This window comes from Streptomyces sp. NPDC002499 (assembly GCF_053595415.1).
On sequence record NZ_JBSFXO010000003.1, the window covers coordinates 1 to 25,375 of the forward strand.

Annotated in this window: 14 protein-coding genes, 1 tRNA gene and 1 rRNA gene; 12 read left to right on the forward strand and 4 right to left on the reverse strand. The window is 70.7% G+C overall.

Features of this window, described 5'->3' with window-relative positions:
- The 3 genes from rrf to ACWD5F_RS08170 all read left to right on the forward strand — a co-directional run.
- Positions 1 to 91, forward strand: a 5S ribosomal RNA gene (gene rrf / locus ACWD5F_RS08160); the annotation flags it as partial.
- A gap of 114 nt (positions 92 to 205) precedes the next feature.
- The gene (locus ACWD5F_RS08165) at positions 206 to 868 is read left to right on the forward strand and encodes a DegT/DnrJ/EryC1/StrS family aminotransferase (RefSeq protein ID WP_401722375.1); all 663 of its coding nucleotides are present in this window, start codon (positions 206 to 208) and stop codon (positions 866 to 868) included.
- Positions 869 to 963: 95 nt separating this feature from the next.
- Positions 964 to 1,039: transfer RNA gene (locus tag ACWD5F_RS08170), tRNA-Thr, on the forward strand.
- Between the two features lie 50 nt (positions 1,040 to 1,089).
- Here the strand turns inward: ACWD5F_RS08170 and ACWD5F_RS08175 are convergent.
- On the reverse strand, positions 1,090 to 3,843 hold the full coding sequence (locus tag ACWD5F_RS08175) for a SpoIIE family protein phosphatase (protein ID WP_451252315.1): 2,754 nt from the start codon (positions 3,841 to 3,843) through the stop codon (positions 1,090 to 1,092).
- A 378-nt stretch (positions 3,844 to 4,221) separates the two neighbouring features.
- On the opposite strand from ACWD5F_RS08175, the gene ACWD5F_RS08180 reads away from it, so the two are divergent.
- The 9 genes from ACWD5F_RS08180 to ACWD5F_RS08220 all read left to right on the forward strand — a co-directional run bounded on the left by ACWD5F_RS08180 (position 4,222) and on the right by ACWD5F_RS08220 (position 18,545).
- Positions 4,222 to 9,678 carry a HAMP domain-containing protein gene (locus tag ACWD5F_RS08180; protein WP_401722330.1) on the forward strand — a complete coding sequence of 1,819 codons (5,457 nt, stop codon included), beginning with the start codon at positions 4,222 to 4,224 and terminating at the stop codon, positions 9,676 to 9,678.
- A gap of 244 nt (positions 9,679 to 9,922) precedes the next feature.
- Positions 9,923 to 10,606: a response regulator gene (locus ACWD5F_RS08185; RefSeq protein WP_451252317.1), complete on the forward strand. Its 684-nt coding sequence runs from the start codon at positions 9,923 to 9,925 to the stop codon at positions 10,604 to 10,606.
- Between the two features lie 123 nt (positions 10,607 to 10,729).
- Complete coding sequence (locus ACWD5F_RS08190; protein WP_451252319.1) at positions 10,730 to 13,432, forward strand: DNA translocase FtsK; 2,703 nt, start codon at positions 10,730 to 10,732, stop codon at positions 13,430 to 13,432.
- 258 nt (positions 13,433 to 13,690) lie between these two features.
- Positions 13,691 to 14,533: a helix-turn-helix domain-containing protein gene (locus ACWD5F_RS08195; protein WP_401722322.1), complete on the forward strand. Its 843-nt coding sequence runs from the start codon at positions 13,691 to 13,693 to the stop codon at positions 14,531 to 14,533.
- A 110-nt stretch (positions 14,534 to 14,643) separates the two neighbouring features.
- On the forward strand, positions 14,644 to 16,131 hold the full coding sequence (gene rimO / locus ACWD5F_RS08200) for a 30S ribosomal protein S12 methylthiotransferase RimO (RefSeq protein WP_451252322.1): 1,488 nt from the start codon (positions 14,644 to 14,646) through the stop codon (positions 16,129 to 16,131).
- On the forward strand, positions 16,128 to 16,967 hold the full coding sequence (gene pgsA, locus ACWD5F_RS08205; RefSeq protein WP_451252324.1) for a CDP-diacylglycerol--glycerol-3-phosphate 3-phosphatidyltransferase: 840 nt from the start codon (positions 16,128 to 16,130) through the stop codon (positions 16,965 to 16,967). The genes rimO and pgsA overlap by 4 nt, the downstream gene beginning before the upstream one ends.
- On the forward strand, positions 16,964 to 17,509 hold the full coding sequence (locus tag ACWD5F_RS08210; RefSeq protein WP_451252325.1) for a CinA family protein: 546 nt from the start codon (positions 16,964 to 16,966) through the stop codon (positions 17,507 to 17,509). Before pgsA ends, ACWD5F_RS08210 begins: the two co-directional genes overlap by 4 nt.
- Positions 17,510 to 17,618: 109 nt before the next feature.
- Positions 17,619 to 17,993 (forward strand): helix-turn-helix domain-containing protein, encoded by a 375-nt coding sequence (locus ACWD5F_RS08215; protein ID WP_123997328.1) that lies wholly within the window; start codon positions 17,619 to 17,621, stop codon positions 17,991 to 17,993.
- Positions 17,994 to 18,266: 273 nt separating this feature from the next.
- On the forward strand, positions 18,267 to 18,545 hold the full coding sequence (locus ACWD5F_RS08220) for a hypothetical protein (protein WP_451252328.1): 279 nt from the start codon (positions 18,267 to 18,269) through the stop codon (positions 18,543 to 18,545).
- Here ACWD5F_RS08220 and ACWD5F_RS08225 read toward each other — a convergent pair.
- The 3 genes from ACWD5F_RS08225 to ACWD5F_RS08235 all read right to left on the reverse strand — a co-directional run bounded on the left by ACWD5F_RS08225 (position 18,493) and on the right by ACWD5F_RS08235 (position 25,286).
- Positions 18,493 to 19,257, reverse strand: a complete 765-nt coding sequence (locus tag ACWD5F_RS08225; protein WP_401722307.1) for an SDR family NAD(P)-dependent oxidoreductase — start codon at positions 19,255 to 19,257, stop codon at positions 18,493 to 18,495. The genes ACWD5F_RS08220 and ACWD5F_RS08225 overlap by 53 nt on opposite strands.
- A 32-nt stretch (positions 19,258 to 19,289) precedes the next feature.
- A complete protein-coding gene (locus tag ACWD5F_RS08230) occupies positions 19,290 to 20,126 on the reverse strand; it encodes an Fpg/Nei family DNA glycosylase (RefSeq protein ID WP_451252330.1) in 837 nt (278 codons plus the stop codon).
- A 111-nt stretch (positions 20,127 to 20,237) separates the two neighbouring features.
- On the reverse strand, positions 20,238 to 25,286 hold the full coding sequence (locus ACWD5F_RS08235) for an ATP-dependent helicase (RefSeq protein ID WP_451252332.1): 5,049 nt from the start codon (positions 25,284 to 25,286) through the stop codon (positions 20,238 to 20,240).
- Positions 25,287 to 25,375 lie beyond the last annotated feature (89 nt).

Here is a 25,375-nt window from a genome sequence, read left to right on the forward strand (position 1 = left end):
GCCCGGTTACATTCCGAACCCGGAAGCTAAGCCTTACAGCGCCGATGGTACTGCAGGGGGGACCCTGTGGGAGAGTAGGACACCGCCGAACAATTATTCAAAGGGTTGGACCCGGAACTTTGGTTCCGGGTCCAACCCTTTTTTGTTGTGCGTTACTTGAAGTTCACGTTGCGCAACAACCATCCGAAGCATGGGTACTGCTGCAATGCTCAGGGCCGCCGGTGTCGGACTCGGTGACGAAGTCGTGGTGCCGGCCTTCGGGAACGTCGAGGTCGCCGAGGCCGTTGCGATGGCCGGAGCGCTGCCGGTGTTCGCCGACATACATCCGGTGACGTACTGCCTCGATGCGTCCGCTGTGGAGGCGGCCGTCACATCGCGGACGGCGGCGATCGTCGTCGTACACCGCTTCGGACGGCCGGCCGACATCGCGCGGCTGCATGGGATCGGGCAGCGGCACGGGCTGTTGGTGCTGGAGCAGGGGGAGTCCGAGGCGCCGTACGACGAGATTGCTCAGCGGCGGGAGCGGGCCTCCTATCTCGATGCGAAGCTGCGGGGGGTGCGCACGCCTGATGGTGGGGACGGGCACACCTACCAGCAGTACGTCGTGCGGGTGCCGGGGAACGGGCGGCCGGATCGGGACGCCTTCGCTCGGGCCGTGCGGGGCAGGGGAGTTGAGTGCCGGGTGCCGGTGAAGACGCCTGTGCATCGGCTGCCGGAGTTCCGGCGGTGCGTGGCTCTGCCGGAGACCGAGCGGGCCGCTGATGAGACGCTCGCGCTGCCCGTGGACGCCTCGTTGACCAAGCGCGAGATGCAGCGGATCGTGTCCGCGTGCAATGCGCTCGGGGGACTGTTGCAGCCCGCTTTCTGACCGAGTCGGGGGCGGACGGCGGCGGTTGGGCGCACGGGCCTGCTCGGGGTATGATCTGTTTCGTCGCCGCGAGGGAAACCTCGAAAAGGTGACAGGCCCTCTTAGCTCAGTCGGTAGAGCGTCTCCATGGTAAGGAGAAGGTCAACGGTTCGATTCCGTTAGAGGGCTCCAGTCAGCAGAAGGCCCCGCCCAATTGGGCGGGGCCTTCTGCGTGTTCGGGGTCAGTCCTTCTGGAGGCCCGGGACGCGCATCGCGAGGATCGCCATGTCGTCGGACGGGGCGTCCGACGCGAAGCGTTCCACCGCGCGCATGATGCGGGCGGCGACCGCGCCGGCTGTGAGGCCCGTGCAGGTCGTGAGGACGTCGGTGAGGCCGTCGTCGCCCAACATGCGGGTGCCTTCTCGGCGTTCGGTGACGCCGTCGGTGACGCAGAGGAGGACGTCGCCCGGGTCGAGGGTGACCGTCTGCTCGTAGAGCTCCAGGTCCTCCATGACGCCGAGGAGCGGCTGGGGTTCGGCGGCCGGTTCGACCGTGCCGTCCTGGCGGAGGCGGAGCGGGAGGGGATGGCCGGCGCAGACCACCTTCAGTTCCGCGCTGCCGTCGGCCTGGGGTCGCAGCTCGCCGTACAAGAGTGTCAGGAAGCGGCTGCGGGCGCCCTCGTCGAGGATCGCGGAGTTGAGGCGCTCCAGGACCGCCGGGCCGCCGAAGCCCTCCCTGGCGAGGAGGCGGAGGGCGTGGCGGGCCAGGCCGGTGACCGCGGCCGCCTCCGGACCCGTACCGCAGACATCGCCGATGGCGAAGCCGTAGACGCCGTCGCTGATCGGGAAGAGGTCGTAGAAGTCGCCGCCGACCTCGTTGCCCTCGCCGGCCGCGCGGTAGATGACCTCGACCTCGACGCCGCCGATCTCGGGCAGCTCGGGCGGCAGGAGGCTGCGCTGGAGGGACTGGCTGATGGCCGTGCGCTCTGAGTAGAGACGGGCGTTGTCGAGGGCGAGGGCGGCCCGGCGGCTCAAGTCCTCGGCCAGTTCCAGGATTTCCTGGCGGAAGTGTTCGTCGGTGGGCTTGCCGAGGGTCAGCATGCCGATGACGCGGTTGCGGGCCACGAGGGGCAGGACGACCGTCTCGCCGCCGACCGCGGAGGCCGTCGCCAGGGTCGGGCCGATGCCCGAGGCGACCTGGCGGTTCGGGCCGCCGTTGAGGCCGAGGCTGCGCATGGAACTGCGCAGGGCGGCCTGGTGGGCGACCTCTCCGGGCTTCGACCAGACGCGTGCACCCGGGGTCGGTACCGGGTCGGGCGGAGAGATCTTCGACAGCAACGACTTGATGCCGTCGATGAGTTCCTCGTCCTCGTGCAGGACGTACGAGAGATACGGCTCGGAGGCCTGGTCCGCGATCGTGTAGACGGCGCACCAGGTGGCCAGGGTCGGGACCGTCATCTGGGCCATCAGCGCGAGGGTCTGGTCGCGGTCCAGGGTGCCGGCGAGGAGGTCGGAGGCCTCGACGAGGAAGCTCAGGGAGCCTCGGCGCAGGCGTTCGAGTTCGCCGAGGCGGGCCGACTCGACGGCCAACGCGATGCGGTCGGCGGCGAATTGGAGGCGCAAGGCCTCTTCGTTGGAGTATCTGCCGGGCGACTCGGCGGCCACGCCGAGGGAGCCGGTGAGGCGGCCTTCGACCTTGAGGGGAACGGTGACGACCGAGCGCATCCCGGTGCCGTTGAGGAGCGGGACGGCGCCTGGTACGGCGGTGAGGTCGTCGTGGACGGCCGGCATGCGGGCCGAGCCGTAGCGGCCGGGGCCGGCCTCGACGGGCACGCGCGCGAAGCGCTGGCGGGCGGAGGGCAGGCCGGTGGAGGCGCGGACCTCCAACTCGGTCTCGTCGTCGGTCGCCAGGAGCAGGAAGGCGGAGTCGGCGTCGAGCATGTCGCGGGCGCGTTCCACCGTGCGCTGGAGCAGACCGTCGAGGTCGTCCGGCGCGGGGGAGCCGATGAACACCTCGAAGGGGTCCGTGCTCTGGCCGTCGGGCGAGGTTCCCGAGTCGGAGGAGGGCATGCGCAACGGGGTCTGCAGGACGGCCCGTTCGTGGTCGCGTACCAGGAGGCAGACCGTGGAGGGCTCGCCGCCCGTGTCGCGGACGCGGAGGTGGGAGGCGTAGACAGGGGTGACGCGGCCGTCGGCGCCCCTTATGCCGTAACTGCCTTCCCAGCGCGAGAGTTGGAGTGCCTCCACGATGCCGGTGCTGGTGCCCGGGGTGTGCGGCCAGGCCGCGAGGTCGGTGAGGGGTTTGCCGGTGACCTGGTCGGACGGGTAGCCGAAGAGTTCCTCGGCGTCCTCGCTCCAGGCGGTGATGGCGCCGCCGCGGTCGATCTGGACGACCGCGACGCGGACCCGGCCGTCGGCGAGGGGGAGGAGGTCGGCGGGCAGGGACGGGCCGGCCGCGCGCGTGCCGACCGCGCGTTCGGGCAGGACGAGTTGGAACCAGACCGTCTTGTGGGTGGGCGTGTACTCGACGCCCCACCGGTTGGCGAGGGCCGCGCACAGCTGGAGTCCGCGGCCGCCCTCGCGGTCGGGGCTGCCCATGGTGGAGGGGTGGCCCTGGAGGGGGATCTCGCGTTCGGGATAGTGGTCGGCGACCTCGATGCGTACGCCTTCGTCACTGCGTAGGCACAGGACGTCGGCGGCGGTGCCGGCGTGCACCACGGCGTTGGTCACCAGCTCGCTGGTGAGGACCACGGCGTCGTCGACGATGTCGGCGAAACCCCAGCCCTGGAGGGTGTCGCGGACGAAGGAGCGGGCGGTCGCTACCGATCGACCGACGGGCTCGAAGCTGGCGGCCGCGCGCGCGGTGATCACAGAACTCCTCAGCCGGTTGTCGACGGGCAGGGCTGCGTGGCCGACCGGCTCGTGCCGCTGATGCGGCAGGCCGCCCGTCGGCCTACGGTCCGGGGGCTGTCCCCCGGGGATCAGTCCGGTGGTCATGTGTTGCGGCCGCCCCTCCGATGCCCGCTCGTTGTCGTGCCACCGCCCAGGCCGGACGGACCGGTGCGGCTGGACAGCCGCATGCAAGGTTACTTACCTTCGCCGTCCGGGCGGATGCCGGTCTGCAGTGTTTCCGCCCAGAGGGTGTGCGGACGCTGTGCGAAGCTGCCGAACTGTTATGGCCGGGTTCAGACAGGGTGAAACACTGGGCAGGCTTCATGTGAAGGTACGGGCACGCTGCGTGTCATATCTGTACGGCGGGCAGCAGCCCTTGGTGTGGCCTGATTACATCGGGCAGAGATATGCAGCAGTAACTGGTACGCCGAACAGTAGTACGCGAGCACAGCAGTAACGGTCGACCCCTTCGGGAGGGACACAGTGGAGTCTGGCGCAGCGACGCGGGGCACTAAGACGCGCGCGAAAGGCGGACAGTCCCTGAAGAACCAGCGCAAACCACGCGCCGGGACGACCGAGGTGGACACGGCCACCCTCGATCGGTTGCTGACGGCACTCGTCTCCATGCGGGACGGGAATTTCCGCAAGCGGCTCACGGTGTCCGGCGACGGCGTGATGTCGGAGATCGCCGCCGTTTTCAATGAGGTCGCCGACCGTAATCTCCATTTGACGGGTGAATTGTCGCGTGTAAGGCGCATGGTGGGCCGTGAGGGCAAGCTCACCGAGCGGCTGGAGGCGGGTGCCGGTGAAGGCTCCTGGGCCGCCGCCGTGGACGCCTCGAACGCGCTCGTGGACGATCTCGTACGACCCGTCTCCGAGGTCGGCCGGGTGCTGTCGGCGGTGGCGGAGGGCGATCTGTCGCCCCGCATGGAGCTGCGGACGCAGGCGCCGGACGGGACCGGGCATCCGCTGCGCGGCGAGTTCCTGAAGGTCGGCCGGACCGTCAACAACCTCGTCGACCAGCTCTCCACGTTCACCGACGAGGTCACACGCGTGGCCAGCGAGGTGGGCACCGAGGGCAAGCTGGGCGGCCAGGCACGCGTGCGTGGCATGTCGGGTTCGTGGAAGGACCTCACGGACTCCGTCAACACGATGGCGTACCGGCTGACGGCTCAGGTGCGGGACATCGCGCTGGTGACGACGGCGGTCGCGAAGGGCGACCTGTCGCGCAAGGTCACGGTTCATGTCGCCGGCGAGATGCTGGAGCTCAAGAACACCGTCAACACGATGGTGGACCAGCTGTCGTCCTTCTCCTCCGAGGTGACGCGAGTCGCGCGCGAGGTGGGCACCGAGGGCGAGCTCGGCGGGCAGGCGCAGGTGCCGGGTGTGGCCGGTGTGTGGAAGGACCTCACCGATTCGGTGAACCTCATGGCCGGCAACCTGACGGCCCAGGTGCGCGGGATCGCCCAGGTGACCACGGCGGTCGCCAACGGTGACCTGTCGCAGAAGGTGACCGTGTCGGCGCGCGGTGAGATCGCGCAGCTCGCGGACACCATCAACCAGATGACCGAGACGCTGCGGATCTTCGCGGACGAGGTCACGCGCGTGGCCAACGAGGTCGGTGCCGCGGGGCAGCTGGGCGGCCAGGCGAACGTGCCGGGCGCGGCCGGTACCTGGAAGGACCTGACGGACTCCGTCAACACGGTCTTCCGCAACCTCACCACGCAGGTGCGGGACATCGCCGCGGTGACGACGGCCGTGGCCAGCGGTGACCTGTCCCAGAAGGTCACGGTCGACGTGGCCGGCGAGATGCTGGAGCTGAAGAACACCGTCAACGGGATGGTGGACCAGCTGTCGTCCTTCGGTTCCGAGGTCACGCGCGTGGCGCGCGAGGTCGGTGTCGAGGGTGAGCTGGGCGGCCAGGCACAGGTGCCGGGCGCGGCCGGTACGTGGAAGGACCTGACGGACTCGGTCAACACCGCGTTCCGCAACCTCACCGGGCAGGTGCGCAACATCGCCCAGGTGACGACGGCGGTGGCCAACGGCGATCTGTCGCAGAAGGTCACCGTGGACGTCTCCGGCGAGATGCTCCAGCTGAAGAACACCGTGAACACGATGGTGGACCAGCTGTCGTCCTTCGCCGACCAGGTGACGCGGATGGCCCGGGACGTGGGCACGGAGGGCCGCCTCGGCGGTCAGGCGGTCGTGCCGGGGGTCGCGGGTACGTGGAAGGAGCTCACCGACTCCGTAAACGGTATGGCGGGCAACCTGACGGCCCAGGTGCGCAACATCGCCCAGGTGACCACCGCGGTCGCTCAGGGTGACCTGTCGCAGAAGATCACCGTGGACGCGCGCGGGGAGATCCTGGAGCTGAAGAACACCGTCAACACGATGGTCGACCAGCTCTCCGGGTTCGCCGAGCAGGTGACCCGGGTGGCCCGTGAGGTGGGCACCGAGGGCCGCCTCGGCGGGCAGGCGCAGGTGCCGGGTGTGGCCGGTGTGTGGCGGGACCTGACCGACTCCGTGAACGGCATGGCCGGGAACCTCACGGCTCAGGTGCGCAACATCGCCCAGGTCGCCACCGCGGTCGCGCGGGGTGACCTGTCGCAGAAGATCACCGTGGACGCGCGCGGGGAGATCCAGGAGCTCAAGAACACCCTGAACACGATGGTCGACCAGCTGTCGTCGTTCGCGGAGGAGGTCACCCGGGTCGCCCGCGAGGTGGGCACGGAGGGCCAACTGGGCGGTCAGGCCGAGGTGCAGGGGGTCTCCGGCACCTGGAAGGACCTCACCCAGTCCGTGAACTTCATGGCGAACAACCTGACCATCCAGGTCCGCAACATCGCCGAGGTCACCACCGCGGTCGCCAAGGGCGACCTGTCGAAGAAGGTCACGGTCGACGCGAAGGGCGAGATCCTCGAACTCGTCACCACCGTCAACACGATGGTCGACCAGCTGTCGTCCTTCGCCGAGCAGGTGACCCGGGTGGCGCGCGAGGTGGGCACCGAGGGCATCCTGGGCGGCCAGGCGCACGTGCCCGGCATCACGGGCATCTGGAAGGACCTCAGCGGCAACGTCAACCTGATGGCCAAGAACCTGACCGTGCAGGTGCGGAACATCTCGCAGGTCGCCGCGGCCGTCGCCAACGGCGACCTGACCCGGACGGTGACGATCGAGGCGCGCGGCGAGGTCGCGCAGCTCGCCGACACCATCAACACCATGGTGAAGACGCTGAGTTCGTTCGCCGAACAGGTCACCAAGGTGGCCCGCGAGGTGGGTACGGACGGCATCCTGGGCGGGCAGGCGCGGGTGCCCGGCGTGGCCGGCACGTGGAAGGACCTCACCGAGTCGGTGAACCAGATGGCGTCCAACCTGACCGGCCAGGTGCGCAACATCGCCATGGTCACCACCGCCATCGCCAAGGGCGATCTCACCAAGAAGATCGACATCGACGCGCGCGGGGAGATCCTCGAACTCAAGACGACCATCAACACGATGGTCGACCAGCTGTCCTCCTTCGCGGAGGAGGTCACCCGAGTCGCACGCGAGGTGGGCACCGAGGGGCAACTGGGCGGTCAGGCACGCGTGCGTGACGTCGACGGCACCTGGCGCGACCTCACCGAGTCGGTGAACGAGATGGCCGGGAACCTGACCCGGCAGGTGCGCGCCATCGCGCGCGTGGCGACCGCGGTGACCCGCGGCGACCTGAACCTGAAGATCGACGTGGACGCGTCCGGGGAGATCCAGGAACTCCAGGACTACATCAACAAGATGATCGCCAACCTGCGCGACACCACCATCGCCAACAAGGAGCAGGACTGGCTCAAGGGCAACCTCGCCCGCATCTCCGCGCTGATGCAGGGCCGCCGCGACATGCAGGACGTGGCCTCGCTGATCATGAGCGAGCTGACGCCGGTGGTCTCCGCCCAGCACGGCGCGTTCTTCGTCGCGATGCCCCTGGCGGACGCGGAGGGCGAGGAGGCGTACGAGCTGCGCATGCTCGGGTCGTACGGCTACTCCATGGGGTCCATGCCGACGTCGTTCAGGCCGGGTGAGGCGCTGATCGGGACGGCCGCGCAGGAGAAGCGCACGATCCTCGTGGAGAACGCGCCCAGCGGCTATCTGAAGATCTCCTCGGGGCTCGGTGAGGCGCCGCCCGCGCAGGTGATCGTCCTTCCGGTGCTGTTCGAGGGCCAGGTGCTCGGCGTCATCGAGCTGGCCTCCTTCACGCCCTTCACGCAGATCCAGAAGGACTTCCTCAACCAGATCGCCGAGATGATCGCGACCAGCGTCAACACGATCTCCGTCAACACCAAGACGGAACAGCTGCTGAAGCAGTCGCAGGAGCTGACCGAGCAACTCCGGGAGCGGTCGGCCGAGTTGGAGAACCGGCAGAAGGCCCTCCAGGCGTCCAACGCCGAACTGGAGGACAAGGCCGAGCTGTTGGCCCAGCAGAACCGCGACATCGAGGTGAAGAACACCGAGATCGAGGAGGCGCGGCAGGTCCTGGAGGAGCGCGCCGAGCAACTCGCGGTCTCCATGCGCTACAAGAGCGAGTTCCTGGCCAACATGTCGCACGAGCTGCGTACGCCGCTCAACTCGCTGCTGATCCTGGCCAAGCTGCTCGCCGACAACGCGGACGCCAACCTCACGCCGAAGCAGGTCGAGTTCGCCGAGACCATCCACGGAGCGGGATCCGACCTGCTCCAGCTGATCAACGACATCCTCGACCTCTCCAAGGTCGAGGCGGGCAAGATGGACGTCTCCCCGACGCGCATCGCCCTGGTCCAGCTCGTCGACTACGTGGAGGCCACCTTCCGGCCGTTGACCGCGGAGAAGGGCCTGGATCTGTCGGTGCGGGTCTCGCCGGAGCTGCCGGCCACGCTGCACACCGACGAGCAGCGCCTGCTCCAGGTGTTGCGCAACCTGCTGTCCAACGCGGTGAAGTTCACCGACTCCGGGGCGGTGGAGCTGGTGATCAGGCCGGCCGGCGCGGACACACCGGCGTCGATCCGGGAGCAGTTGCTGGAGGCCGGTTCGCTGCGGGACGCGGACGCCGACCTGATCGCGTTCTCGGTGACCGACACCGGGATCGGCATCGCGGCCAGCAAGATGCGGGTGATCTTCGAGGCGTTCAAGCAGGCGGACGGCACGACCAGCCGTAAGTACGGCGGTACGGGCCTGGGGTTGTCGATCTCCCGGGAGATCGCCCAGCTGCTCGGCGGCGAGATCCACGCGCAGAGCGAACCGGGCCGCGGTTCCACGTTCACGCTGTATTTGCCGCTGCACCCCAGCGAACTGCCGCCGCAGGGCTACCAGCAGCCGATGCCGGCCCTCGGGGCCAGCGATCTGGTGGCCGCGGCGGACCTGGCCCAGCTCACCGAGTCGGCGATCGAGACGCCGGCCGAGGTGAAGTCGTACCAGGAGACCCAGAACGGGGCCGCCGCGCTCTTCCGGCGCCGCCGGCGGCCGGGGCTCGACACCGAGTACCGCAACGGCGCCCTGGAGCCGCGTACGGCCCTGGAGCCGAGCGCGGTGCTCCAGCCGCACCGCAACATCCGGTTCGCCGGGCAGAAGGTGCTGATCGTCGACGACGACATCCGCAACGTGTTCGCGTTGACCAGCGTGTTGGAGCAGCACGGGTTGTCGGTGCTGTACGCGGAGAACGGGCGCGAGGGCATCGAGGTGCTCGAGCAGCACGACGACGTGGCGGTCGTCCTGATGGACATCATGATGCCGGAGATGGACGGGTACGCCACGACGAATGCCATCCGGCGGATGCCGCAGTTCGCGGGTCTGCCGATCATCGCGCTGACCGCGAAGGCGATGAAGGGCGACCGGGAGAAGGCCATCGAGTCGGGCGCCTCCGACTACGTCACCAAGCCGGTCGATCCCGATCATCTGCTGGCTGTGATGGATCAGTGGATGCGAGGGGAGTGAGGGGAACCTTTGATGTTCACACGGAGTTGCTGACTCAGTGTGCCCGGAGCGGTGTAGAAGTACGGGAAGCGGGGAACCTTCTGGTCTCCCGCTGCGTTTCTGCTACGTGCACAGTGACATCGCGGTGACAGGGTGTGGCGACAGGCGGGGTACGGCTACGATGACCGGCACAAGGACGGGCGGCGAAAGGGAGTCGTCCCCAGGGGCGGCGCCCGGTGCACATCCGGGGCGAGGAGGGCGGGCCATGGTGCAGAAGGCCAAGATCCTCCTGGTCGATGACCGGCCGGAGAATCTGCTGGCGCTGGAGGCCATCCTCTCCGCGCTCGATCAGACACTGGTGCGGGCATCGTCCGGGGAGGAAGCACTCAAGGCACTGCTCACGGACGACTTCGCGGTCATTCTGCTGGACGTGCAGATGCCGGGTATGGACGGTTTCGAGACGGCCGCGCACATCAAGCGGCGGGAGCGGACCCGGGACATCCCGATCATCTTCCTCACCGCGATCAACCATGGGCCGCACCACACCTTCCGCGGATACGCGGCGGGCGCGGTCGACTACATCTCCAAGCCGTTCGACCCGTGGGTGCTGCGTGCGAAGGTCTCGGTCTTCGTCGAGCTGTACATGAAGAACTGCCAACTGCGGGAGCAGGCGGCGCTGCTGCGGCTCCAGTTGGAGGGCGGCGGTGGCAAGGCCGCGGTCGGCGACACGAAGGAGCCGGCGTCTCTGCTCGCCGAGCTGTCGGCGCGGCTCGCGGCGGTCGAGGAGCAGGCCGAGGCGCTGTCCAAGCAGCTCGACGACGAGTCGGCGGACGCGGCGGCGGTGGCCACGGCGGCCCATCTCGAACGCAAACTCACCGGTCTGCGGCGGGCGCTGGACGCCCTGGAGCCGGGTGCCGGGAACACGTCGACGGTGCCTTCGCAGAACTGACGCCGCGCGGGGCACAGTTGCGGATGAGGACGCGTCAGTTCCGAGTATCCCCAAGGGCGACACGAACGGGTGAAGCAGTGGGCACACGTGTCCCTTGTCGTCTCCGACGGTAACCTCACACCTATGGCCTCACGTCCCTCCGCTGCCAAGAAGCAGCCCGCGAAGAAGGCGGCGGCTCCGGCGAAGAAGGCCGCTGCGAAGAAGCCCCCGGCGAAGAAGGCGCCCGCCAGGAAGGCGGCGGCCAAGAAAGCCGCGCCCCCGAAGCCCGCGCCCAGCCCGACCGGGGGCATCTACAAGCTCGTACGCGCCGTCTGGCTGGGCCTGGCGCACTCCGTGGGCGCGGTGTTCCGCGGCATAGGGAACGGCGCGAAGAACCTCGACCCGGCGCACCGCAAGGACGGGGTCGCGCTGCTGCTGCTCGGTATCGCCCTGATCGTCGCCGCAGGCACCTGGGCCGATCTGCGCGGACCGGTCGGCGACCTCGTCGAGATCCTGGTGACCGGCGCCTTCGGCCGCCTCGACCTGCTCGTGCCGATACTGCTCGCGGTCATCGCGGTGCGGTTCATCCGGCACCCCGAGAAGCCCGATGCCAACGGCCGCATCGTGATCGGCCTGTCCGCGCTCGTCATCGGCGTGCTCGGGCAGGTCCACATCGCGTGCGGCGCGCCCGCGCGCAGCGACGGCATGCAGGCCATAAGGGACGCCGGCGGTCTCATCGGCTGGGGCGCGGCGACCCCGCTGACGTACACCATGGGCGAGGTGCTGGCCGTACCGCTGCTCGTGCTGCTGACCGTCTTCGGGCTGCTCGTGGTGACGGCCACGCCGGTCAACGCCATCCCGCAGCGGCTGCGGCTGCTCGGTGTGAAGCTCGGTGTCGTGCACGCGCCGGAGCTCGAAGAGGACGAGTTCACCGAGGACGACGAGCAGCGCTACGACGAGCAGTGGCGCGAGGCGCTGCCGGCACGCGCGCGTAAGCGCGGTTCCGGCCCGGAGGCGTACGACCCCGACAGCGCGGAGCAGGAGGCACTCTCCAAGCGTCGTGGCCGCCCCAGGCGCTCCGCCGTGCAGCAGCCCGACATGAACCGGCCCATGGACGCCGTGGACGTCGCCGCGGCTGCCGCCGCCGCGCTCGACGGGGCCGTGCTGCACGGGATGCCGCCCTCGCCGATCGTCGCCGACCTCACCCAGGGCGTGCGCGTGGGGGACCGCGAGGAGACGACGCCCACCCCGACGCCGGTGCCGGCCGCGCGGCCCAAGCAGGAGAAGCTGAAGGTCGAGGTCGCCGACCTCACCAAGCCCGCGCCCGAGACCCCGGGCGACCTGCCGCCGCGCGCCGAGCAGCTCCAGCTCTCCGGCGACATCACGTACTCCCTGCCCTCCCTCGACCTCCTCACCCGCGGCGGCCCCGGCAAGGCGCGCTCCGCCGCCAACGACGCGGTCGTCGCCTCGCTCACCAACGTCTTCGCCGAGTTCAAGGTCGACGCGGCCGTCACCGGCTTCACGCGCGGGCCGACGGTCACGCGCTACGAGGTGGAGCTGGGCCCCGCCGTGAAGGTCGAGCGGATCACCGCGCTGACCAAGAACATCGCGTACGCCGTCGCCAGCCCCGACGTCCGGATCATCTCGCCGATCCCCGGCAAGTCCGCGGTCGGCATCGAGATCCCGAACACCGACCGCGAGATGGTCAACCTGGGTGACGTGCTCCGCCTGGCGGCCGCCGCCGAGGACGACCACCCCATGCTGGTGGCGCTCGGCAAGGACGTCGAGGGCGGCTATGTGATGGCCAACCTGGCGAAGATGCCGCACGTCCTGGTCGCCGGAGCCACCGGTTCCGGCAAGTCGTCCTGCATCAACTGCCTGATCACCTCGATCATGGTCCGCGCGACTCCCGAGGACGTCCGCATGGTCCTCGTCGACCCCAAGCGCGTCGAGCTGACCGCGTACGAGGGCATCCCGCACCTGATCACGCCGATCATCACCAACCCGAAGCGGGCCGCCGAGGCGCTCCAGTGGGTCGTACGCGAGATGGACCTGCGCTACGACGACCTCGCGGCGTTCGGGTACCGGCACATCGACGACTTCAACCAGGCCATCCGCGACGGCAAGCTCAAGACGCCCGAGGGCAGCGAGCGGGAGCTCAAGACCTATCCGTACCTGCTGGTGATCGTCGACGAGCTCGCCGACCTGATGATGGTGGCCCCGCGCGACGTCGAGGACTCGATCGTGCGCATCACGCAGCTCGCGCGCGCGGCCGGCATCCACCTGGTGCTCGCGACGCAGCGGCCCTCCGTCGACGTCGTCACCGGTCTGATCAAGGCGAACGTGCCTTCCAGGCTCGCGTTCGCCACCTCCTCGCTCGCCGACAGCCGCGTCATCCTGGACCAGCCGGGCGCCGAGAAGCTCATCGGCAAGGGTGACGGGCTGTATCTGCCGATGGGTCAGAACAAGCCCACGCGTATGCAGGGCGCCTTCGTGACCGAGGAGGAGGTCGCGGTCGTCGTCCAGCACTGCAAGGACCAGATGGCGCCCGTCTTCCGGGACGACGTCACCGTGGGCACCAAGCAGAAGAAGGAGATCGACGAGGAGATCGGCGACGACCTCGACCTGCTGTGCCAGGCGGCCGAGCTGGTGGTCTCCACCCAGTTCGGGTCGACGTCCATGCTCCAGCGCAAGCTGCGCGTCGGCTTCGCCAAGGCCGGGCGGCTCATGGATCTGATGGAGTCCCGGGGGATCGTCGGACCGAGCGAGGGCTCCAAGGCACGTGACGTTCTTGTGAAGGGTGATGAGCTGGATGGTGTGCTCGCGGTGATCCGCGGGGAGGCGTAAGGGGAGTCCGGTACGGGTTCCCGGCCGGGTGCGGTCACCGATGTTCGATCGTGATCCACCCGTAAGGGATCATTGAGCAACCGTTTCCCTTCGGCGTACGTCAAGTTGAGGGAAGCAAGCAGGAAGTACCCCCGCCATCGGCGTGTCCGGCCATACCGATGGGCTACAAAGTCCCACCGCCCGGTTGCCCCACCCTTTCGCACCCCCCCTAGACTGAACCTCCAGCACAGGTGGCTTAAACGCTCGAAAGGCGCCCCCGTGTCCATCGGCAACTCTCCTGAAGACGAGCGTCCGTTCGAAGACGATCGCGAGGAAGCCCGCCCCTCCATCGGCCGCGCCCTTCAGCAGGCGCGCATCGCGGCCGGGCTCACCGTCGACGATGTCAGCAACGCCACCCGAGTCCGTATCGCCATCGTGCACGCCATCGAGGCGGACGACTTCGCCCCCTGTGGCGGAGACGTCTACGCGCGCGGGCACATCCGGACCCTGGCCAAGGCCGTCCACATCGACCCCGCACCGCTGCTCGAGCAGTTCAGCGAGGCGCACGGCGGTGGCCGTCCGGCCCCGACGCCGGCGGCCCCGCTCTTCGAGGCGGAGCGCATCCGCCCCGAGCGGCGCGGGCCCAACTGGACCGCGGCGATGGTCGCCGCGATCGTCGCCGTGATCGGCTTCGTCGGCTTCACCGCCTTCAAGGGCGGCGACGACGACGGTGCCAAGACGCAGGTGGCCGAGGGCTCCACGCCCACGGTCAGCAAGTCGGCTTCGCCCACTCCCAAGAAGACCCCCTCCGAGAACCCCAAGAGCGACCCCTCCGACAGTGCCATCGCGGCCGCGCCCCAGGACAAGGTGACCGTCCAGGTCAGCGCCGCCGACGGACGCAGCTGGATCTCGGCCAAGGACCACAACGGCCGGCTGCTCTTCGACGGCCTGCTGGAGCAGGGCGACTCCAAGACCTTCCAGGACAGCGACAAGATCAACCTCGTCCTCGGTGACGCGGGCGCGATCCAGCTGTTCGTCAACGGCAAGAAGATCGAGGACGACTTCCAGCCGGGCGCGGTGGAGCGCCTGACGTATACGAAGGGCGATCCGCAGGTCGGTTAGAACGGCGGTCCTGCCGTCGAGCGTGACCTGATGCGTGTTCTTGCGGGGCTGGCGATGATCGCCAGCCCCGTCGACGTGGGGTGTCGGTGGGACGAAGTAGTCTTGAGCCCATGCCTGAACGCCGTACCGTCGCACTCGTCACCCTTGGCTGCGCCCGTAACGAGGTGGACTCGGAGGAGCTCGCAGGCCGCTTGGAGGCGGACGGCTGGGACCTCGTCGAGGACGCCGCGGACGCGGACGTGGCCGTCGTCAACACGTGCGGCTTCGTCGACGCCGCCAAGAAGGACTCCGTCGACGCCCTCCTGGAGGCCAACGACCTCAAGGGGCACGGCAGAACCCAGGCCGTGGTGGCGGTGGGCTGCATGGCCGAGCGGTACGGCAAGGACCTCGCCGAAGCCCTCCCCGAGGCCGACGGCGTGCTCGGCTTCGACGACTACGCGGACATCTCCGACCGCCTCCAGACCATCCTGAACGGCGGCATCCACGCCTCCCACACCCCGCGCGACCGCCGCAAGCTGCTCCCGATCAGCCCGGCACAGCGTCAGGAATCGGCCGCCGACGTCGCGCTGCCCGGACACGGCCCGGCCGCGCCGGTGGCCCCCGCCGACCTTCCGGAGGGCCTCGCCCCGGCGTCCGGCCCGCGCGCGCCCCTGCGCCGCCGCCTGGACGGCGCCCCGGTCGCCTCGGTGAAGCTCGCCTCCGGCTGCGACCGGCGCTGCTCCTTCTGCGCCATCCCGTCCTTCCGCGGCTCCTTCATCTCCCGCCGCCCCAGCGACGTGCTCAACGAGACGCGCTGGCTGGCCGAGCAGGGCGTCAAGGAGGTCATGCTGGTCTCCGAGAACAACACGTCGTACGGCAAGGACCTGGGCGACATCCGCCTCCTGGAGTCCCTCCTGCCCGAACTCGCCGAGGTCGACGGCATCGAGCGCGTGCGCGTCAGCTACCTCCAGCCGGCCGAGATGCGGCCCGGCCTCATCGACGTACTGACCTCGACGCCCAAGGTCGCCCCGTACTTCGACCTCTCCTTCCAGCACTCCGCCCCGGGCGTGCTGCGCGCCATGCGCCGCTTCGGCGACACCGACCGCTTCCTGGAGCTGCTCGGCACGATCCGCTCCAAGGCCCCGCAGGCCGGCGTGCGCTCCAACTTCATCGTGGGCTTCCCCGGCGAGTCCGAGGCCGACCTGGCCGAGCTGGAGCGGTTCCTGAACGGCGCGCGGCTGGACGCCATCGGCGTCTTCGGCTACTCCGACGAGGACGGCACGGAGGCCGCCGGCTACGAGAACAAGCTCCACGAGGACGTCGTCGCCGAGCGGCTGGCCCGTGTCTCGCGGCTCGCCGAGGAACTCGTCTCGCAGCGCGCCGAGGAGCGCCTGGGCGAGACCGTGCACGTGCTCGTGGAGTCCGTGGACGACGAGGGCGTGTACGGGCGCGGCACGCACCAGGCGCCCGAGACGGACGGCCAGGTGCTGCTCACGAGCGGCGCGGGGCTGAGCGTCGGCCGTATCGTCGAGGCCAAGGTGGTCGGTACGGAAGGTGTCGACCTCGTGGCCGAGCCGCTGGCGGGCTCGCTCGACTGTAGTGAGGAGGCGGACAGATGACCGGAGTGCCGGCATCGGCGGCGAACGGCTCCTCCGGCGCGCAGGGTGCGCCGGTGAGCGCGGCGTCCGGCGCCCTCTCCGATCCCGAATCCGTGTCCGTCTCCCCATCGGTGCCCGAGTCGCTGCCCGAGGCCGTGGCGTACGCCGTGTCCGACGGCAAGCCCGCGATCGCGTCCGAGACCGGTGCCTCGTCCGAGTCCGACGTGAAGCCGGTGCGGGGCGGGAAGCTGGCCGCCGCGGCCGTCAACGAGGCCAGCGTCTGGAACATCGCCAACCTGTTGACCATGCTCCGGCTGGTCCTCGTCCCCGGCTTCGTCGCCCTGATGCTGGCCGACGGCGGGTACGACCCGGCATGGCGGGCGTTCGCCTGGGCGGCGTTCGCCATCGCCATGATCACCGACCTGTTCGACGGTCACATCGCCCGGACGTACGACCTCGTCACCGACTTCGGGAAGATCGCCGACCCCATCGCCGACAAGGCGATCATGGGGGCGGCGCTGATCTGTCTCTCCTCGCTGGGCGATCTGCCCTGGTGGGTCACGATCGTCATCCTCGGCCGGGAACTCGGGATCACCCTGCTGCGGTTCCTGGTCATCCGCTACGGCGTCATTCCCGCGAGCCGGGGCGGCAAGCTCAAGACCCTCACCCAGGGCGTGGCCGTCGGGATGTACGTCCTCGCGCTGACGGGCTGGCTGGCCACCCTGCGGTTCTGGGTGATGGCCGCGGCGGTCGTCCTGACCGTGGCGACCGGGCTCGACTATGTGAGACAGGCCATTGTGCTGCGCCGGCAGGGAATCGCCGAGCGCAAGGCCGCGTTGGAGGAGGCGGAAGCGTGAGTTCTCCGGCCGCCGACGTGGTGCGACTACTGACAGTGAAGGGCTGGACCCTCGCGGTCGCCGAGTCGCTGACCGGTGGGCTGGTCGCGGCGGACATCACATCCGTCCCCGGAGCGTCCAAGGCCTTCCGCGGCTCGGTGACGGCCTACGCCACCGAGCTGAAGCACGAAGTACTGGGTGTCGACGCCACCCTGCTGGCACAGCGCGGGGCGGTGGATCCGCAGGTCGCGGCCCAGATGGCGGCCGGAGTGCGCAAGGCGCTCGGCGCCGACTGGGGCATCGCGACCACCGGTGTCGCGGGGCCTCAGCCGCAGGACGGCAAGCCCGTCGGGACGGTTTTCGTGGCCGTGGACGGGCCTTTCGCGGACGATTCCGGTTCCGCCGGTGGCGGAAAAGTAGAGGCCCTGCGGTTGAACGGCGACCGTGAGGAAATTCGTAGAGAGAGTGTACGGAGCGTACTCGCACTGCTTCTGGCGGAGCTCGTGAGCGAACACACCGGGAATGAGCGGGCACAGGATACGGAACAGAACGGGGGGTTTTGATGTTTGCAGCCCTGAGTGAACACGACATCGCTCCCCGCACGGCCGCGGCGCAAGGCGGTACGGTGGGGCGTGAAGGATGCGGCTACGCGGTCCGAGGAGGGAGCCACCGATGATTCTGCTCCGTCGCCTGCTGGGTGACGTGCTGCGTCGGCAGCGCCAGCGCCAGGGCCGTACTCTGCGCGAAGTCTCCTCGTCCGCCCGAGTCTCACTCGGCTATCTCTCCGAGGTGGAGCGGGGGCAGAAGGAGGCGTCTTCCGAGCTGCTCTCCGCCATCTGCGACGCGTTGGACGTACGGATGTCCGAACTCATGCGGGAAGTGAGCGACGAGCTCGCTCTCGCCGAACTGGCCCGGTCCGCCGCGGCCCCCGAGCCCGTACCCACGCCGGTTCGCCCGAGGCTGGGTTCCGTCTCGGTGGCGGGTGTGCCACCGGAACGGGTCACCATCAAGGCGCCCGCCGAGGCGGTCGACGTCGTCGCCGCGTGACGCTCGCGCTGGTGCACGGCTGATCAGGCGCTGACCGGCGCCGAAGAAGTGTGCGAGCCCCGACCAGAGGCTTCTCCGGAGAAATTCGGAGAGGCGCGGTCGGGGTTTTCGCGTTTCCGGGATCTGCGCGGTGCTGTGCGCGGCCGTGGCGGTCCGTTTGCCGGGGTGGTCCGGTGCGGTCATGGTTGAGGCGTGTGATGCGTCCGTGTGCCGTCGATGCGCCCTTCTGGCGGGTGGCGGCGCGGGTCTAGCGTCGGGCTGGAGGTGGCGGCCATGGCGGGGCGGATAGTGCGCTGGGGGGCTGCGCTGGGACTCGGCGCGCTGTGGTGGTGGGCCGTGCTGCGGCTCGTGCTGGCGCCCGATGCCGGGGTACTGGAAGGGGCGGTCGCCGCCGGCGGGTGGGGGCTGAGCCTGCTGCCGGTGCACTGTGTGCCCAAGGCGCGGGCCGCGGGAGCGCTCGGGGCGGGCCGGTGGCGGGCGGCCTGGCGGGGAGCTCAGGTCACCACGGCATCGCCACTCCGCCGTTCGGACGCAGGATCTGGCCCGTTGTGAAGGCCGACGCGTCACAGGCCAGGTAGAGCACCGTGTGCGCGACGTCCTCCGCCTCGCCGACCCGGCCGAGCGGCGCCATCCGGGCCATCACGGCCTCGGTCTGCGCCTGTTCCTCGGCCTCGTGGCGCGCGGTCATCGGCGTGCGGATGAAGCCCGGAGCGACCGCGTTGACGCGGATGCCGTGCCGGCCGACCTCGTTGGCGAGGGTCTTCGTCAGCTGGACCACGGCCGCCTTGGCCGCGCCGTAGCAGAGCAGGCCGGGGCGGCCGGTGTCGACGGCGCCCGAGGCCATGGTGACGATGCTGCCGCCGTTCTTCCCGTCGAGCATCCGGCGGGCCGCCTCCTGGCACGCGTACAGCACGCCCTTGAAGTTGACGGCGAGCACGCGGTCGAGATCCTCGTCCAGGGTCTCCAGGACCGTGCTGCTGTGCATGATCCCGGCGATCGCGGCCATCACGTCCAGCCGCTCGCAGGACTCGACGGCCTGCCGCAACTGCGCCCGGTCGGTGACGTCGAGGTGGTGGGTGCGGGCGGTGCCGCCGGCGTCCTTGATCAGGGTCGCCGTCTCGTGCAGGCCGTGTTCGTCACGGTCCGCGCAGTGGACGACGGCGCCCGCCTCGGCGAGCAGCACGGCCGAGGCGCGGCCGATACCGCCGGCGGCCCCGGTGACGAATGCGGTGCGTCCGGTGAGGTCGTACGCCTTGAGGGGCATGAAGGGACGGTACGAGGGTTTCTGACGGGTCGTCAATTGGCTGTGCGGCGTGGAATTCCGCGGGACGCGGTGGCGGTCGGCGCCGGGCCCGTCTGGCAGGTGGGGCACCAGTAGGTGGGGCGCTCGCGGGAGCCGTCGCCCTGGTCAGCCACGCGGACCGAGGTGCCGCAGCGCAGGCAGGGGCGGGGTGCGCGGCCGTAGACGTACAGGTCCTGGCCGCGGCGGCCCGTCGTGCTGCGGACCGGGCGGTCGCGGTTGAACTCAAGCAGCTTCTTGGCGAGCGCGGGGAGCTTCGCGGCGCGGTCGGCGGGCAGCGCGCCGACGGGGAGCCAGGGGGTGGCGCCGAGCAAGAAGCAGAGCTCGCTCTTGTAGACGTTGCCGATGCCGGCGAGATTGCGCTGGTCCAGGAGGGCCTCGCCGAGGGGGCGGGCGGGGTCCGCGAGGAGGTTGGCGAGAGCCAGGTCCGGGTTCCAGTCGGGGCCCAGGAGGTCGGGGCCGAGGTGGCCGACGGCGCGCTGCTCGTCGGCGGTGCGCAGGAGCTCCAGGACGGGGAGGCGGTAGCCGACGGCCGCGTTCTCGGCGGTGCCGAGGATCACGCGGATCTGGTGGGCGGGGCCGCCGCTCCAGCGCCGGCCGTTCTCGAAGACCTTCCAGGAGCCGTCCATCCGCAGGTGCGTGTGGAGGGTCAGGCCGCCTTCGACGCGGGTGAGGAGGTGTTTGCCGCGCGGGGTGACGTCCAGGACGGTACGGCCGGTGAGATCGGCCGTGGCGTACTTGGGGACGCGGAGGTCGCTACGGGTCAGCACCCTGCCCGCGAGGGCGGTGTGCAGCCGCCTCGCGGTCTGCCAGACCGTGTCTCCTTCGGGCATGGGTCCAGGGTGGCACGGGTGCGTGGTGACGGGGCGGGGCGGTGACGGGGAGGGGCCAGGGGTGCGGGTCCGAGTGGGGCTGGGTGATCACGCGCATAGCCGCTGGGGTGTTCACGCGCGGAGGCGCAGGCCGCGTGGGGTCGCGATGAAGCCGGCTCCTTCCAGGAGCGTGCCGATGGGGGAGGTGAGGGCGGAGGCGCCGTTGATCCGCTCCACGGTGACCGTGCCCAGGGAGCCCGCGCGGGCGGCCTCGGCCAGGGCTGTCGCGGCTTGCTGGAGGCGTGGGTCCTCGGTGGCCGTGCCGTCCGGTTCGGTCGGCCAGGCCAGCAGGGTCTTGCCGCCGCGCTCCATGTAGAGCGTCAGCTCGCCGTCGACCAGAACGACCAGGGAACCCGCCTTGCGGCCGGCCTTGTGGCTCGCACCGGTCGGAGGCTCCGGCCAGGGGAGGGCCGCGCCGTACGCGTTCGCGGGGTCGGCGGCGGCCAGGACGACGGCGCGGGAGTCGGGAGCGGCGGGGCGGGAGCGGTGGCCCGGGAAGGCCGATCCGCCTGGGCCGTGCGAGCCGTAGGAGCCCTGTGCGGCGTACGGGGAGCCGGTGCCGCCTCGGGGGCCTCCTGCGCCGGGGGCGGCCAGGTCGCGGGGGGAGACGTACTCGTCGCGGGACCTGGGGGTGGGAGTGGGTGGGAAGGCGAAGTTGTCGTCGAAGCCGTCCTTGCCGCCGTCCTTGCCGCCGTCCTTGGAGTCGGCACTGAAGCCGTCGTCGAGGTCGGAGAGGTCGAAGGCGGCGTCCTGCGCGTCGAAGGGCTGGGGGAAGCCGTCCGACTGCGGTGACTGTGGTGACGGCAGCGACGGTGGCCAGTCCGGGGAGGGGAAATCGTCGGCGATAGGACGTGGCGGCACGGGCTCGCCCCGGTCGCGGGCGTTCGACACCGCGCGGAGGCGGTCCACCGCGCCGTCCATCGCGAACTGGGCCGCGCCCAGCCCCTCCACCACATAGCCGCGCCGGGCCTGACCGCTCTCCTCGAAGACGGACAGGATGCGGTACGTCGCCGAGAAGCCGCCCTCGACGCCCTCCGCGGCGACGGCGCCCCGGGTGACCACGCCGTGCCGATCGAGGAGGGTGCGGGCCAGGGCGTGTGCGCGGACCGTCGGGTCGGCATCGCGCGCGGGGAGCAGGGACCAGCGGCCGGCGACCGTGGGCGGGCCGCTGCGGGAGGCCGGGCGGGCGGCGGCCGTGAGCGAGCCGTAACGGCCGCGCGGGACCGTGCGCTTGGCGCGGTGGGCCGTGGAGCCCGCCGTGCGGCCCGAGCCCAGCAGGGAGCGCATGGGTGCCAGCGTGTCGTTCGTGAGCCGTCCGGACCAGGCCAGGTCCCAGACGACGTCCGCCAGTTGGGGATCGGTGACGTCCGGGTGGGTCGTCGCGCGGACCTGGTCGGCGATCTGGCGGAAGAACAGGCCGTAGCCCCCGGAGAGGATGTCCAGGACGGACTGGTGCAGTGCCGTCAGCTCCAGGGGGTGGGGCGGCGGGAGGAGCAGCGGGGCCGCGTCCGCCACGTACAGGGAGATCCAGCCGTCCTTGCCGGGGAGGGCGCCGGCGCCGGCCCAGACGACCTCGCCCGCGGCGGTCAGCTCGTCCAGCATCGCGGGCGTGTAGTTCGCGACGCGGGACGGCAGGACCAGCTTCTCCAGGGCGGAGGCGGGCACGGAGGCGCCCTGCAACTGCTCGAGCGCGCGCACCAGTCCGTCGATGCCGCGCAGCCCGTGTCCCTTGCCGATGTGCTGCCACTGCGGGAGGAACTGGGCGAGCGCGGCGGGTGCCACCGGCTCCAGCTCGTGCCGCAGCGCGGCCAGCGAGCGGCGGCGCAGTCGGCGCAGCACGGTCGCGTCGCACCACTCCTGGCCGATGCCGGCCGGATGGAACTCGCCCTGGACGACCCGCCCGGCCGCCGCCAGCCGCTGGAGGGCGCCGTCGGTGACCGCCACGCCCAGGCCGAAGCGGGCCGCCGCGGTGGCCGACGTGAACGGGCCGTGGGTGCGCGCGTGCCGGGCGAGGAGGTCGCCGAGGGGGTCCTTGACCGGTTCCGTGAAGGCTTCCGGGACGCCGACCGGCAGCGCCGTGCCGAGGGCGTCGCGCAGGCGGCCCGCGTCCTCGATCGCCGCCCAGTGGTCGGTGCCGGCGATCCGGACCTTGATCACTCGGCGGGCGCCGGCCAGGTCCTGCGCCCACTGCGGCTCGGCGCCCCGCTCGGCCAGTTCGGCGTCGGTCAGCGGGCCGAGCATCCGGAGCAGGTCCGCGACGCCCTCGGCGTCCTTGATGCGCCGGTCCTCGGTGAGCCACTGGAGCTCGCGCTCCAGCTCGGTCAGCACCTCGGCGTCCAGCAGCTCGCGCAGCTCCGCCTGGCCCAGCAGCTCGGCCAGCAGCCGGGAGTCCAGTGACAGGGCGGCGGCGCGGCGCTCGGCGAGCGGCGAGTCGCCCTCGTACAGGAACTGGGCGACGTAGCCGAAGAGGAGGGAGCGGGCGAACGGGGACGGTTCGGGGGTGGTGACCTCGACCAGGCGGACCTTGCGGGACTCCAGGTCGCCCATCAGCTCGACGAGTCCGGGGACGTCGAAGACGTCCTGGAGGCACTCGCGGACCGCCTCCAGGACGATCGGGAAGGAGCCGAACTCGCTGGCCACCTGGAGCAGTTGGGAGGCGCGCTGGCGCTGCTGCCACAGCGGGGTGCGCTTGCCGGGGCTGCGGCGCGGGAGCAGCAACGCGCGCGCGGCGCACTCGCGGAAGCGGGCCGCGAACAGGGCCGAGCCGCCGACCTGGTCGGTGACGATCTGGTCGACCTCGCCCTTGTCGAAGACGACGTCCGCCGCGCCGACGGGGGCCTGTTCGGCGTCGTACTCCGTGCCTGCCTTCATGGGCTCCTGGTCGAGGAGGTCCAGGCTCATCAGGTCGGCGTCCGGCAGGCGCAGGACGATGCCGTCGTCGGCGTGCATGACCTGGGCGTCCATGCCGTAGCGCTCGGAGAGCTTGGCGCCGAGGGCGAGGGCCCACGGGGCGTGGACCTGGGCGCCGAAGGGGGAGTGCACGACGACGCGCCAGTCACCCAGCTCGTCACGGAAGCGCTCGACGACGATCGTGCGGTCGTCCGGGATGTGACCGCAGGCCTCGCGCTGCTCGTCGAGGTACGAGATGACGTTGTCCGACGCCCAGGTGTCCAGGCCCGCGGCGAGGAGGCGCAGACGGGCGTCGTCCTTGGGCAGCGAGCCGACCTCGCGCAGGAACTGGCCCACCGCGCGGCCCAGTTCGAGCGGGCGGCCGAGCTGGTCGCCCTTCCAGAAGGGGAGCCGGCCGGGGACGCCGGGTGCGGGGGAGACCAGGACACGGTCGCGGGTGATGTCCTCGATGCGCCAGGAACTCGTGCCGAGGGTGAAGACGTCGCCCACGCGCGACTCGTAGACCATCTCCTCGTCGAGCTCGCCGACCCGGCCGCCGCCCTTCTTGGGGTCCGAGCCGGCCAGGAAGACGCCGAACAGGCCGCGGTCCGGGATCGTGCCCCCGGAGGTCACCGCGAGCCGCTGGGCGCCGGGGCGGCCGGTGACCGTGCCGGCGACGCGGTCCCACACCACGCGCGGGCGCAGCTCGGCGAACGCGTCGGACGGGTAGCGGCCCGCGAGCATGTCCAGTACGGCGGTGAAGGCGGACTCGGGGAGCGAGGCGAAGGGCGCGGCACGGCGGACCGTGGCGAGGAGGTCGTCGACCTGCCAGGTGTCCAGGGCGGTCATCGCGACGAGTTGCTGGGCCAGGACGTCCAGGGGGTTGGCGGGGACCCTCAGGGACTCGATGGAGCCGGTGCGCATGCGTTCGGTGACGACGGCGGCCTGGACGAGGTCGCCGCGGTACTTGGGGAAGACCACGCCGGTGGAGACCGCGCCGACCTGGTGGCCCGCGCGGCCCACGCGCTGCAGGCCGGAGGCGACCGAGGGCGGGGACTCGACCTGGATCACCAGGTCCACGGCGCCCATGTCGATGCCGAGTTCGAGGCTGGAGGTGGCGACCACGGCCGGGAGGCGGCCCGCCTTGAGGTCCTCCTCCACCAGGGCGCGCTGCTCCTTGGAGACCGAGCCGTGGTGGGCGCGTGCGATGACCGGCGGGGCCCCCTGCGCCGCGCCCGAGCCGCCCATCAGCTCGGCGGGGGAGTGGTGCTCGTCCAGGGACTCGCCGGTGGCACGCTCGTACGCGATCTCGTTGAGGCGGTTGCACAGGCGCTCCGCCAGGCGGCGGGAGTTCGCGAAGACGATCGTCGAGCGGTGGGCCTGGACCAGGTCGGTGATGCGCTCCTCGACATGCGGCCAGATCGAGGGGCGCTCGGCTGCACCGGAACTGTCGGAGGCGTCGGCCACCGGGGAGCCGCCCAGCTCGCCCAGGTCCTCGACCGGGACGACCACCGAGAGGTCGAACTCCTTGCCCGACTTCGGCTGGACGATCTCCACCTTGCGCTGGGGAGAGAGATAGCGGGCGACCTCGTCCACCGGGCGGACCGTCGCCGAGAGGCCGATGCGGCGGGCCGGCTTCGGGAGGATCTCGTCCAGACGCTCCAGGGTGAGTGCCAGGTGGGCGCCTCGCTTGGTGCCGGCCACCGCGTGGACCTCGTCCAGGATCACCGTCTCGATGCCGGTCAGCGCGTCGCGGGTGGCCGACGTCAGCATCAGGAACAGGGATTCCGGAGTGGTGATCAGAATGTCCGGGGGGCGGGTGGCCAGGGACCGGCGCTCGGCGGGCGGGGTGTCGCCGGACCGGATGCCGACCTTGACCTCCGGCTCGGGCAGGCCCAGGCGTACGGATTCCTGGCGGATGCCGGTCAGGGGGCTGCGGAGGTTGCGCTCCACGTCCACCGCGAGGGCCTTGAGGGGGGAGACGTACAGGACGCGACAGCGTTTTCTGGGGTCGGCGGGCGGGGGCGTGGAGGTCAGCTGGTCCAGGGCGGCCAGGAAGGCGGCCAGGGTCTTGCCGGAGCCGGTGGGGGCCACCACCAGCACGTCCGAGCCTTCCCGGATGGCCTGCCACGCGCCCGCCTGGGCCGCGGTCGGCGCGCTGAAGGCCCCCGTGAACCAGCCGCGGGTCGCGGGGGAGAAGCCGTCCAGGGCTCGGTGTGCGGAGCTGACCATGCGTCCATCCTGCACCCAGGGACTGACAATGCCTCTGAGCAGGGGAAACGAGTCCGGGGAGGGTGGCGTCGGGCCATGGGCGGAGAATG

Coding starts and splice junctions, on each gene's coding strand:
- ACWD5F_RS08165 (WP_401722375.1), top strand. CDS start 206: ATGCTCAGGGCCGCCGGTGTCGGACTCGGTGACGAAGTCGTGGTGCCG.
- ACWD5F_RS08235 (WP_451252332.1), bottom strand. CDS start 25,286: ATGGTCAGCTCCGCACACCGAGCCCTGGACGGCTTCTCCCCCGCGACC.
- rimO (WP_451252322.1), top strand. CDS start 14,644: ATGCCTGAACGCCGTACCGTCGCACTCGTCACCCTTGGCTGCGCCCGT.
- ACWD5F_RS08220 (WP_451252328.1), top strand. CDS start 18,267: ATGGCGGGGCGGATAGTGCGCTGGGGGGCTGCGCTGGGACTCGGCGCG.
- ACWD5F_RS08190 (WP_451252319.1), top strand. CDS start 10,730: ATGGCCTCACGTCCCTCCGCTGCCAAGAAGCAGCCCGCGAAGAAGGCG.
- ACWD5F_RS08215 (WP_123997328.1), top strand. CDS start 17,619: ATGATTCTGCTCCGTCGCCTGCTGGGTGACGTGCTGCGTCGGCAGCGC.
- ACWD5F_RS08175 (WP_451252315.1), bottom strand. CDS start 3,843: ATGACCACCGGACTGATCCCCGGGGGACAGCCCCCGGACCGTAGGCCG.
- ACWD5F_RS08225 (WP_401722307.1), bottom strand. CDS start 19,257: ATGCCCCTCAAGGCGTACGACCTCACCGGACGCACCGCATTCGTCACC.
- pgsA (WP_451252324.1), top strand. CDS start 16,128: ATGACCGGAGTGCCGGCATCGGCGGCGAACGGCTCCTCCGGCGCGCAG.
- ACWD5F_RS08185 (WP_451252317.1), top strand. CDS start 9,923: ATGGTGCAGAAGGCCAAGATCCTCCTGGTCGATGACCGGCCGGAGAAT.
- ACWD5F_RS08230 (WP_451252330.1), bottom strand. CDS start 20,126: ATGCCCGAAGGAGACACGGTCTGGCAGACCGCGAGGCGGCTGCACACC.